The sequence below is a fragment of the Mucilaginibacter sp. genome (assembly GCF_036383575.1).
Lineage (GTDB): Bacteria > Bacteroidota > Bacteroidia > Sphingobacteriales > Sphingobacteriaceae > Mucilaginibacter.
This window is the reverse complement of the sequence record NZ_DASVOB010000346.1, coordinates 1-10,863: the sequence shown is the minus strand read 5'-3', so window position 1 is coordinate 10,863 and position 10,863 is coordinate 1. Positions and strand designations below refer to the sequence as shown.

Annotated in this window: 12 protein-coding genes; 6 read left to right on the top strand and 6 right to left on the bottom strand. The window is 37.9% G+C overall.

Translation table 11 applies throughout. The annotated features are described in order from the left end of the window. The 4 genes from VF500_RS11910 to VF500_RS11895 all read left to right on the top strand — a co-directional run. Positions 1 to 1,888 (top strand): hypothetical protein (locus VF500_RS11910; RefSeq protein WP_330859876.1); only part of this gene is annotated, 1,888 nt, incomplete at its 5' end. 84 nt (positions 1,889 to 1,972) lie between these two features. Next, a complete protein-coding gene (locus VF500_RS11905; RefSeq protein ID WP_330859875.1) occupies positions 1,973 to 2,914 on the top strand; it encodes a glycosyltransferase family 2 protein in 942 nt (313 codons plus the stop codon). Between the two features lie 130 nt (positions 2,915 to 3,044). After that, positions 3,045 to 3,932 (top strand): ChbG/HpnK family deacetylase, encoded by an 888-nt coding sequence (locus VF500_RS11900; protein ID WP_330859874.1) that lies wholly within the window; start codon positions 3,045 to 3,047, stop codon positions 3,930 to 3,932. 3 nt (positions 3,933 to 3,935) lie between these two features. Further along, the gene (locus tag VF500_RS11895) at positions 3,936 to 4,715 is read left to right on the top strand and encodes a formyltransferase family protein (protein WP_330859873.1); all 780 of its coding nucleotides are present in this window, start codon (positions 3,936 to 3,938) and stop codon (positions 4,713 to 4,715) included. A 399-nt stretch (positions 4,716 to 5,114) separates the two neighbouring features. On the opposite strand, the gene VF500_RS11890 is transcribed toward VF500_RS11895, so the two are convergent. From VF500_RS11890 to VF500_RS11880, 3 genes are read right to left on the bottom strand one after another with little or no spacing between them, the layout of a single operon-like run. After that, positions 5,115 to 5,483: a hypothetical protein gene (locus tag VF500_RS11890; RefSeq protein WP_330859872.1), complete on the bottom strand. Its 369-nt coding sequence runs from the start codon at positions 5,481 to 5,483 to the stop codon at positions 5,115 to 5,117. Positions 5,484 to 5,524: 41 nt separating this feature from the next. Then, positions 5,525 to 5,734, bottom strand: a complete 210-nt coding sequence (locus VF500_RS11885; protein WP_330859871.1) for a hypothetical protein — start codon at positions 5,732 to 5,734, stop codon at positions 5,525 to 5,527. 24 nt (positions 5,735 to 5,758) lie between these two features. Next, positions 5,759 to 6,145, bottom strand: coding sequence for a class I SAM-dependent methyltransferase (locus VF500_RS11880; RefSeq protein WP_330859870.1), 387 nt, complete (start codon positions 6,143 to 6,145; stop codon positions 5,759 to 5,761). A gap of 661 nt (positions 6,146 to 6,806) precedes the next feature. Here VF500_RS11880 and VF500_RS11875 point away from each other — a divergent pair. Continuing rightward, positions 6,807 to 7,919 (top strand): MBOAT family O-acyltransferase, encoded by a 1,113-nt coding sequence (locus VF500_RS11875; RefSeq protein WP_330859877.1) that lies wholly within the window; start codon positions 6,807 to 6,809, stop codon positions 7,917 to 7,919. Beyond that, on the top strand, positions 7,835 to 8,899 hold the full coding sequence (locus VF500_RS11870) for a hypothetical protein (protein ID WP_330859869.1): 1,065 nt from the start codon (positions 7,835 to 7,837) through the stop codon (positions 8,897 to 8,899). The genes VF500_RS11875 and VF500_RS11870 overlap by 85 nt, the downstream gene beginning before the upstream one ends. Before the next feature lie 87 nt (positions 8,900 to 8,986). Here the strand turns inward: VF500_RS11870 and VF500_RS11865 are convergent, their stop codons facing one another. From VF500_RS11865 to VF500_RS11855, 3 genes are all read right to left on the bottom strand, one after another. Then, complete coding sequence (locus VF500_RS11865; protein WP_330859868.1) at positions 8,987 to 9,904, bottom strand: aldo/keto reductase; 918 nt, start codon at positions 9,902 to 9,904, stop codon at positions 8,987 to 8,989. Positions 9,905 to 9,924: 20 nt separating this feature from the next. Further along, the gene (locus tag VF500_RS11860) at positions 9,925 to 10,446 is read right to left on the bottom strand and encodes an N-acetyltransferase (protein ID WP_330859867.1); all 522 of its coding nucleotides are present in this window, start codon (positions 10,444 to 10,446) and stop codon (positions 9,925 to 9,927) included. 157 nt (positions 10,447 to 10,603) lie between these two features. After that, positions 10,604 to 10,863, bottom strand: a 260-nt coding sequence (locus VF500_RS11855) for a hypothetical protein (RefSeq protein ID WP_330859866.1), incomplete at its 5' end; no start/stop codon positions are given.

The following is a 10,863-nucleotide window of genomic DNA, read 5'->3' as shown; positions in this document are numbered from 1 at the left end:
TGGTTTCACCTATCTGCATGATTTTATACCCGATGCAGGTAATGATAAAAACGACCGGTTGAAAGCAGATTATTTTATTAAAAAAAATATCAACGATAATTTACGGAACACACAAACGATTACATCGCTGGGAGGCGACAGTACGCAAACACGACAGGACAAAGGCAGCAGCCGGTACTCAAATACCGTACAAAATTTTACCGCCCGTTACGATAAGAATATCAAAGAGAAGTCTTTTTATGCAGCTATTGGGTTCAACGCGAATAATAGCTACAACCATGAAACACAACAGAGTAGTATATCAGCCTCAGGACAACGCTTGCAAAGCTCCAATACACAGGAAAATGAAGGCTATGACGATGCTAAGAATTTTTCATTTGAAACCGGTTATAATCGCCCAGGCTCAATAAACGGAAAAAGAAGTATGGCTTTTAATGTGGGGTATTCATTTAACGCAGGCGCCGATAATAATGACCGCGTTAATAAAACTGAATTTGTTTCGTTCAACAACTTAACGCAAAACAAAAATATAAACCGCCATTATACCAATAGCGGCAATGATGTAAACCAGTCTTTGGATTTGGGTTTGGGCGATCCTATACAATATTTATTTAAAAACCGGGTAGCTTTATGGGGCGTGTCGGTAAAGCCGGCGAATAATGTGTATGTAACCATACACCATGAAAATAACGAGGTGGAGGATAGAGATTCGTTAAGTGGTAATTTTATTGCAAACCCTTACCTTACAGGCAACAGCAGGTACACCCTCATCAACGATCTTCCATCCTTGAGTTTCGATAAAAGGTTTGGTAAGAGTTTGGTAAACCGGTATTCAAAAAGCTTAGCCATTAACTTTACAGCACTGGCACAATTTTATTACCAGAAAAATACCTCCAGCCAATTATTTCAAAACATTACACAGAATTATAAAAAGTTTGTGCCGCATGCATCCGTCAGCTATATGAATAATCAGTTCGGCTACTTTCAGGATTATTACAAATTAAATTTTTCTGTTAGTGCCGATTATCCAAACATGAGCCAGTTAGTGCCATTGGTAGATAGCATTAACCTGTATTACATTCAGCAAGGTAATAACTTCCTTAAACCTACCAATAAAAAAGAGGTTTCATTTACAATGACGCATGTAAGCCAGCGTACAAAAAACGAATTTAACTACGGCCTGAATATAGGCATGGGAATAGTAAATAATAGTTTCGCAGACAGCAGCAACATTGACTATCTGGGGCGAAGCACACATAAAACCATCAACATAAACGGTTATAAATATGCTAATGCCGGTGGTGATATAGGCAAAGCTTTTAAGTTTAAAAACAATCAATTGCAGATAAACATGAACACATCATTTACCTTATCTGAAACCCCCTCTTATATCAATGGTATAAAAAACAGATCGAATGACTTCAGGAACAATAGTTTCCTTAGCATATATTATACCTACTTGGCCGGATTAGCCATAAACCTGCAGGAAGGTTATTCGGCTTACCGCTCCCGGCAAAACGGTGCGAGTAGCAGGTTATTTACGTACGATAATCAGTATACCAAGCTAAGTGCCAGTGTTAACTGTACTAAAAAATTAAACATCAGCAGTAATATAGCCTATAATCATAGCATATCTAACAGCTCTGACGCAATTAATTTTACCATCTGGAACGCCAATGCTGTTTACCGTTTTATGCAGGGCAATAATTTAGAATTGAAATTATCAGCATTAGACCTGCTGCATCAAAACACAAGCATCATAAACTTTGGCAGCAACAATTATATTACGCGCGGTACGGTAAATGTTTTAAGACAATATTTTATGGCAACGGTTTCGTATTTCCCCAGGCAATTCAGAAAAAAGCATAGCGCTACTGATGATGAATAGGAGTACCAATTTAACATTGCATGCAGCTTCTTTCAATATGATTACCCCTCGTAATTTATTAACCGAGTATATGACTTTCAATATATGTTGCCACCAAAACTTGCAATAATCTCTCCTTGCTATAATGAAGAAGATATCTTACCCGATACCATTCCTACGCTGTGCCGGTTATTGAATATGCTCATTGAAGAAAAGTGTATTGATAAACAAAGCTATATTGTTTTCATAGATGACGGCAGCCTGGATAAAACATATCAAATATTAAAGGAAAATACAAGCCCTCAAATAAAGGCATTGAAATTATCTACTAATAAAGGACATCAATATGCATTATTGGCCGGACTTCACTTTACAACAAACAAGGTAGATTGTGTAATAAGTATTGATGCGGATTTACAGGATGATTTGAATGTTATTCCACAGATGATTAAACAATATGAGAATGGTGCACATATTGTATGCGGTGTACGAACCAACAGAGATACAGATACCTTCTTTAAAAGGAAAACAGCCAGAATATTTTATCACTTTATGCATCAAATGGGCGTTACGCTGATTGAAAATCATGCGGATTTTCGTTTGCTGTCTAATAAAGCTTTAATTGAAATTTTAAAATATAAGGAATCTAATCTTTTTCTCCGTGGTTTGTTCCCGCTAATAAATATGCGATTGGAAACAATTGAGTACACGCAAAAGGATAGAAAAAAGGGGCAGACGAAATATGGCCTCCGCAAAATGATGTCACTTGCAATTAGCGGTATTACATCATTTAGTAGCGCCCCTATTCGCATGATAACAGGTATAGGGTTATTACTATTCTTGGTTACGATGGCGCTTAGCTTTCACGTGCTGGTGGTTTATGTAAAAGGAGACGTTGTTCCAGGTTGGGCCTCCATTTCATTACCAATGTACTTTTTGGGCGGCGTTCAGTTGCTTTCTCTGGGGATAATAGGTGAATATGTAGCTAAGATTTATAAAGAAACCAAGCGGCGTCCTTATTATCATATTGAAGATATCCTGGAATGATTTTAACATGATACTCATAAATGGAATCTGTTTAAAGCAGGTTGAGTACCATGGCTAATTTTTTCTATGAACTATGTTTATCGCCGTATGGAAAAATGGGAACAACAGTTTATTGATCTGATATGAGTATATGGTTGAAAAAATAAAGATACATGCCGATGATTTTGGGATGAATAATGAAATTACTGACAATATTTTGTCTTGCATTCATCATGGAACAGTGAATAGCGTAAGTATTGTCAATAATACTCCTGGTTTTGAATATGCCGCCGGCAAGTACAAAAACTCACCGACGCCATTTAGAATTTGCCTTCATCTGAATCTTGTAGAAGGGAGTCCTGTATCCTGTGTAAAGGACGTTCCTTTGCTTGTAGATCACACAAAAGAATTTAAATATACTTTCCTTTCCTTATGGCTGACATCTTTCTTCTTTTCTTCTAAAAAGAAGAAAAAACTGAATGATCAAATTAGGTTAGAAATTTACAATCAGCTAAAGAAATTTGTAATTGCTTTTCCTGAAATTAAGACAATATGCATAGATAGTCATACCCATGTTCATATGCTTCCTTTTGTCATGGACAATATCATTCAGGTGGCAAAAATGCAGAAAATAGATACCATACGTAACCCTCATGAGGCTTTTTATTTCTGTAGGGATGATTTGCCACATTATTTTTCACTTAATATTATTAAAAAGGTGTTGTTGAATTTTCTCTCAAATAAACAGAAGCTGAAAATTAGCAGCAACGGAATATCAACTAATGACCGGTTTATTGGCGTGATAGCTACTGGTAAAATGACTACAAAATCAGTCAATGCAGCGCTAAAAAAAGAAAAGGATCCGTTGATAAAATCAATAGAAATATTATTCCACCCAGGAGGAATTCAAAAAAAAGCCAGTGCCATCTGGACGAACAAAGAAATCTTTAAATCCTATTACGCTTCCTGTAATAGAAAAAGGGAGGCTGCCATTTTAAAAAGTGATACGTTCAAAAAAATGATCAACTACTATATGTAACCCATGAGAATATTTTTAGTAATCGATGAAACAAATTTTTATCATCCTGATTATACAGCAGATTTAATACGGCATTATGGTCATGATTTTGTAGGTGCAGCCCTGGTAACAAAAATTTCTACGAAAAATAGCATAGAAAAATATTTAATGAAAAACTGGTTTTACCTGAAACCTATAGAAATCTTAAAACTTGTAGCAAAAAAATCTTCGTTGATATTAAGTGATTGGTTATACAGAAAATCTTTTAATGGTAAGTTTTACAGTGTAAAATCAGCGTTGAAGTATTTTAACATCGATTTTTTTGAAGTAGAGAATAATATCAATACACCAGAATATCTTCAAAAAATAAAAGCAAAAATGCCCGATGTTATTATCAGCTCCAATTCTCTTTTTTTTGGAAAAGAGTTATTAGAAATCCCTACGCTCGGATGCGTTAATCGTCATAGTGGGTTATTGCCGTCCTATGGTGGTTTGTGGCCGGTGTTTCAGGCAGTGAGGAATAATGAGCCTTATGTTGGTATAACCATTCATACCATGAACAATAAAATTGATAAAGGTGCTGTTTTATACCAAATAGAAATTCCTATTTTAAAAAACGACACTGTTGACTCCCTTTACAAACAATGTTTTGAATTAAGTACAATAGCTACAATAGAAGCATTGAATATGTTAAATAAAAATATATATAATCAAAAGCAACCTTCCTACAACCCCTCTTATTTTAGTTTTCCAACGAAGGAACATTGGGAAATGTTTAGACAAACAGGAAAAGTATTTATATAAAATAAGCATGTTACATGTGGGTACCTTCGCCTTTACAGCAAGGATAACAGCAATAAAGGACTACGTGCATTACCTTGCGTATAACGAGCACCTTTTATATTCAGCAAGAGCTACCTGATCATTTGACAGTATTGCCGTATCTTCTCATATGCGCTGAATGATATGGTTAGTACGTGCTGAACTTTTATCAAAGGGCAACAAATGGGTAAAACTGCAACGATATAGAGACTTGCTCTTATGCATAGCTTTGACGGCTAATGACGATTAGGCGCTGTAAAACTCCCACTTGATACTCTCGTCGGGACCACTAAAAAGCCAGTAATTCCTCATAATTACTGGCTTTTTTGCACCATGGGTAAAAAAGGTAAATTTATTTGACTTTAAGAAGGTTAGAAAACCTCACGGATAATTTGGGCGGTCCATTATTTTGACATCCGATTTATTCTCTACTTCTGTATACGGCTCTCCATTTAATTTGATCAGTCCGGTTACTTTCATGACTTTACCTTTCTGGTTTTCGTTAAACATTTTCGATTTACCCCATATCTTCATTGGAACAATAACCTCCATCCCAACATCTACGCTGTCGGTTACGAGATAGAATGAGATGGAAGTGAGGTATCCGGGGCCTGCTATACTTTTTATTGTACCGATTATTGTTGCTTTTTTGCCAATATACTTGTGGGCATCCTTCGCCTTAATTGCTTTTTGTGCAAATGCGACTGAGGATATTAATAACAAAAAAACGACCCAGGGGATTTTTTTCATGATCTAAAGTTACAGTTGTGCCAATCAATTCGGATCTCTGATCAGCCCTTCCTGCATTTAATTAAAAAGAAGGGATAATTTTCAGTGACTTCTGCAATCTCAAATAGGCCTGCTGCTCCAAACTCTGCATTGATGGATTCCCGGTCATAAAAGAACATGTTAACTCCATCAAAGATCTCATAGCGATCCTTGCTGATAAACTTGCCCTGCCCGTAAGTTGGAGCTGCTTTGGAAATAGCTATAAAAACCATATAGCCATTATCATCCAGTTGCTTTTAGCAATCAGATATCAATTTCTTTCGTTCATCGCTATTCAGTAAATGAATCAAAGCATAGCAAAATATTCCATCATATTGATTTTGATCAAATGGCATATCAGTTACAGAACCGTGATAGATGGTCATATCTGTTCCGTAATGTTTTTCAGCCATTTCAATAGCTGTTTTTGAGATCTCAATACCGGTTACGGTTATTCCATTATCTCTGAAAATCTGCGCATTTCGCCCGTAGCCAATTCCGGGAATGAGCACATTCTTTACTGACTTTTCAACGAAAAAATCCTTTGTCAGAACAGCAGACTTTGATGGTTCAAAACCCCACATTTCCTGCTTTTCGACGAAGGTTTTTTCCCAAAATTCAGGTTTTTTAGTTTCATTTTTCATAAGACATTCTGTATGATGCCAAATTAGGCATTTGCCATATTATTCAGAGCGATAGGAATGTTGGATACCAGTACGGGCAGGTTTGTCCTTCAGTGAGTGGTATGTATTGTTGCCGCATCGCGAAGTTTGATTGGGCAAATTTCAGTAATTTCATAAAATAAAAACCTCATGGTTTGTAATATCCTGGCCGAACTTTCTTGAGTAGCCCTTAGGTGTTTCACGCCTTCGTGGGCGTAAACACCTAAGGCAATTCGATTGACTATTTCAGCAATTTATTTATCTTTATAGAAAATTAGTTGGGATATTTATGCTCTTCAATTCCTTTGGCTTTTTAGTATTTTTCCCAACCGTAACGTTACTGTTTTTTCTGCTACCACATAAGCTCCGATGGATTTTATTGCTATTGGCGTCCTGCTTTTTTTATATGTTCTTTAAGCCTGAATATATTTTAATACTGGGCTTTACCATAATCATTGATTATTATGCAGGGTTATTGTTAGAAAATGAGAGCGATCTTCGAAAGAAAAAACTATATCTAATAGCCAGCCTGGCAGCAAATATTGGCGTACTCGGTATTTTTAAATACTACAATTTTATCAATCATAGCATCACCGTTTTTACGACCTCGTTTCATTTAAAAAATTCACTGCCGATACTCGAAATGGCTTTACCCATAGGTTTGTCGTTTCACACTTTTCAGGCTATGAGTTACACAATTGAAGTTTACAGGGGGCAACAGAAGCCGGAGCGGCACTTTGGCATTTACGCTCTTTACGTCATGTTCTATCCTCAGCTTGTTGCCGGCCCTATTGAACGGCCGCAAAATATGCTTCACCAATTTCATGAACGCAAGCATTTTAATTATCATAACGTTGTTAACGGGCTACGGTCAATGTTGTGGGGTATGTTTAAAAAGACGGTAATAGCCGATAGGCTCGCGTTAATCACTGACCCTGTATTTAATGATCCTCACAGCCATTCGGCCACTACTCTATTATTTGCCAGTATTTTATTTTCATTTCAGATATATTGTGATTTTTCGGGCTATTCAGATATAGCATTAGGATCGGCAAGAGTTATGGGATTCACGCTGATGGAAAACTTTAACCACCCTTATAAAGCTAAAACAATTGCTGAGTTTTGGCGTAACTGGCACATATCACTTTCCACCTGGTTCAAGGATTATGTATATGTCCCGCTTGGTGGCAGCCGGGTGAAGCGAAGCCGTATGTGCTTTAATATTCTTTGTGTGTTTACACTCAGCGGTTTATGGCATGGTGCAAACTGGACATTTATCGCCTGGGGTTTACTACATGCTTTCTATATGATATTTGGCGCAGTTACTATGCAACCAAGGCACACCATATCCAATTTCATAGGCATAAACCGTGTAAAATGGCTCGCTCCCCTTATACAGCAATTCATAACATTTATGTTGGTAACGATGGCATGGATATTTTTCAGAGCTAATTCTATTTGGGATGCGATATATATTTTCCGCAAGCTTCCTCAAAGCTTTACGGAAAGCAAGTTATTTTTTGAAAAAAATATTCCGTCAATTACTCTCGATGTTCCTTTTTTGCAGCTTTTCTTTAGTTTAGCATTGATATTGCTGCTAATATTTATTCAATATGTTGAAGGCAACGTAACTATGAGTACTTATTTAGACAAGAAACCCCGCATAATACGATGGAGTGTGTATTATGTGTTAACGCTATCTGTTATTTATTTAGGGGTATTCCAAAACAAGCAGTTTATTTATTTTCAGTTTTAATGGTTAGAAAATTAGCGCTACGATTACTGATTTTTTGCTTGTTACCACTGCCGTTTTTGATTTCTTTAAACTATATCGTCGATGCTGGTCTGAAGAAATCACGTAACTATTACTATACAGAATGGAACGACATCTTCAATTCAAAGATCAATGCCGACTTATTGATTATTGGATCATCAAGGGCTTGGATCCATATTTCGCCTAAAATATTGGATAGTGTATTGAACGTTAATAGTTATAACATAGGTATGGATGCAAGTCATTTTTTAATGCAAAATGCGCGATTCAAGCTATACCTGAAATATAATAAAAAGCCAAAATACGTTATTGTAAGTGTGGACCTGACCTCATTTTCCGAAAGCAAAGAGATACCTTTTCCCTTGCAGTTTTTGCCATACTTAAATAATCCGGATATTAAAAATATGACAACGGGCTTCGATAATTCATTTAGTTTTGCACAGCGTTATTTTCCGCTATATAAGTATAATAATCAGCCTGAGTTATTTACCGATGGGCTTAATGCTTATTTTGACCGGATAAAAGTGGACACTCCTTGTAAATATAAGGGGTATATCGGAGCTCAGAGAACGTGGGACAACACTTTTGACCAATACAAAAAAGCTCACCCTGCGAGCGAAAAACTAAATGTATCTTCAATATCTCAAAATGAGTTCAAAAAGTTTCTGAACTATTGTAAAATAAATAATATCAACCCTATCATGGTTTTTACTCCGGTATTTCATGAAAGTTTGAAATATATTTCGAATAGCAGCGAAATTTTAAATTTCTATAAAAATATTTCAGTTCAATATAAAATTCCGCTGCTAAATTATGCATCCGATAGCCTGACCTACGAGCGCAGGTATTTTTTCAATTCTCAACACCTTAACAAGGTTGGCTCCGAGGTTTTTAGCCATAAATTGGCGATTGATCTAAAAAAAGTGGTAATTAATAAACCACTTCCAGCTTTTAATTTTTGAGCACGTTATCACTATGCCAAATACACAAAAGTCCCCAGATTTCCGCCCCAAGGCCTTTTTACAATCTTTCCTGGCCAATCGAAGAAATTAATTTCCGGAATCTTCCACTCGTGGAATGAAGCCTGGCACACCTGTCTTTACTACGTGGTTAAACCGCTGCCTGGTTTGGATGTTGTTAATTTCATTGAAGGCATCTTCCGGCAGGGGCGAAACATCAAAATTCTCTTTCGCCCGGGCGGCAGTGCGGGGTGTGGTAAGTAAAGTTGTGCCACGCTGAAGTGCCCAGGCCAGCAATACCTGGGCCGGTGTTTTTTTAACCCGTTCGGCAACGGCCAAAACAGCAGGATCTTCCAGTGGCCCGGGCCGCATTCCATGGCCCAATGGCGCAAAAGCTAAAAGTATGATGTTCTTTTCTTTGCAATATTCCAGGAGCTCTGTTTCCGGTAAATAGGGGTGCGATTCCACCTGCACCACGGCAGGCTTGATCCTTGCCGACTCATAGAGGGGCACAAGTGTTTCCAGGGTAACATCCGATAAACCGATAGCCCGGCATTTGCCACCATCCACCAAATCTTCCATCGCTTTCCAGGTATCAAGCAAAGTCACGTCCTTATCGTAAATAACATTACCATTTTCATCCCGCGGGTCCTGGTCATCCCCCGGTTGAAATGCAAAGGGGGTGTGAATGAGATATAGGTCGAGATAATCTATCCGGAGCCTTTTTAAACTTCCTTCAAAAGCAGCTTCCACGCGATCGGGCCTGTGATTGGTGTTCCATAGCTTGGTGGTCATGAAAATATCTTCACGCGCAATCCCTTCGGTGGCCATTCCCGCCTCCAGCGCCTCGCCTACCTCACTCTCGTTGCGGTACCGTTCTGCACAATCAAAGTGCCTGAAACCGGCTTCCAGCGCGTACCTGGTAGCGCGGATCGTTTCGGCAGGATCGGGGATCAGAGTGCCAAACCCAAGGCTTGGCATATTTATCGCATTATTTTCTGTTTTCATTTTACAGTATGTTTTAAAACTCAGGCCTTTTCTTTAACAAAATAAACAGGCTGGATTGACAATGCTTGCGGAACGGAGATATCAGTATTTCTTTTGAATCCGTAGCTTTCAAAAAGATCCAAATAAGGACTGCCTTCAAACTCACTTATCCAAACCACTTGCTGCATAGTTGATACAGAAAGGCTCTTTTCAAACAACGATTTGTTAATTAGCGGATCGCTATATCTGGCCAATACTCCGAAATCGGCTATTCTCGCTAAAGTTTTTTTAGCAAAAAACTCCGGTCTCGTTCCTTTGGTTGTTACCCTGACATAGCCGGCTGGTTCATCGTCAGCATAAACCATCAAATATTGATTGGACATGCTGTTTAGTTCAACCATCAGTGCATCTTTACTAAAATTTGCATCGATATAATTTTCAAGTTCCTGATCGGGAACTTTTCCTTTAAACCGCTCTCCCGCAATTGCTGTAGTTATAACGAGCAAGTCGTTAATCCCTTGCTCGTTTCCTATGATGAACTTTGTTACAATTTTAGTCGCCATCTTAATTAATCAAATCTGCCTTGTCTTTTTGCTTATGTAAAAGTAGGCACGCATTTTTCCTTTCAGTTAACTTAAAGCGCCAGATATTTGAGGATTCCGGCCAGCACCGGGTTTCTTACTTTGAGATGATATTAAGAGGCGTTCTTTTGCCTGTCGTTTACTTTATGCCGTCAAGAAAGGCGGTCAGTTGCTTAACAAACAGTTCGGGGAACTGATATTGCGCGCCATGATTTGAATCGGGATAGATGATCAGTTGTGCATTGGGCAAATTCTGTTGCAGCAAAAATGAATTAACGGTAGGGAATATAATATCATTGTGCCCGGTTAATACGAACACCGGCTGTTTGATAGCCTTCAAATAAGTGTAATCACCAGGGTTAATACTGGCCCAGCCTTTAATGGCGGCCGACTGCGCGG

Coding starts and splice junctions, on each gene's coding strand:
- VF500_RS11880 (WP_330859870.1), bottom strand. CDS start 6,145: ATGAAAAATGAAACTAAAAAACCTGAATTTTGGGAAAAAACCTTCGTC.
- VF500_RS11900 (WP_330859874.1), top strand. CDS start 3,045: ATGGTTGAAAAAATAAAGATACATGCCGATGATTTTGGGATGAATAAT.
- VF500_RS11885 (WP_330859871.1), bottom strand. CDS start 5,734: ATGGTTTTTATAGCTATTTCCAAAGCAGCTCCAACTTACGGGCAGGGC.
- VF500_RS11865 (WP_330859868.1), bottom strand. CDS start 9,904: ATGAAAACAGAAAATAATGCGATAAATATGCCAAGCCTTGGGTTTGGC.
- VF500_RS11860 (WP_330859867.1), bottom strand. CDS start 10,446: ATGGCGACTAAAATTGTAACAAAGTTCATCATAGGAAACGAGCAAGGG.
- VF500_RS11875 (WP_330859877.1), top strand. CDS start 6,807: ATGGCTTTACCCATAGGTTTGTCGTTTCACACTTTTCAGGCTATGAGT.
- VF500_RS11890 (WP_330859872.1), bottom strand. CDS start 5,483: ATGAAAAAAATCCCCTGGGTCGTTTTTTTGTTATTAATATCCTCAGTC.
- VF500_RS11870 (WP_330859869.1), top strand. CDS start 7,835: ATGGAGTGTGTATTATGTGTTAACGCTATCTGTTATTTATTTAGGGGT.
- VF500_RS11905 (WP_330859875.1), top strand. CDS start 1,973: ATGTTGCCACCAAAACTTGCAATAATCTCTCCTTGCTATAATGAAGAA.
- VF500_RS11895 (WP_330859873.1), top strand. CDS start 3,936: ATGAGAATATTTTTAGTAATCGATGAAACAAATTTTTATCATCCTGAT.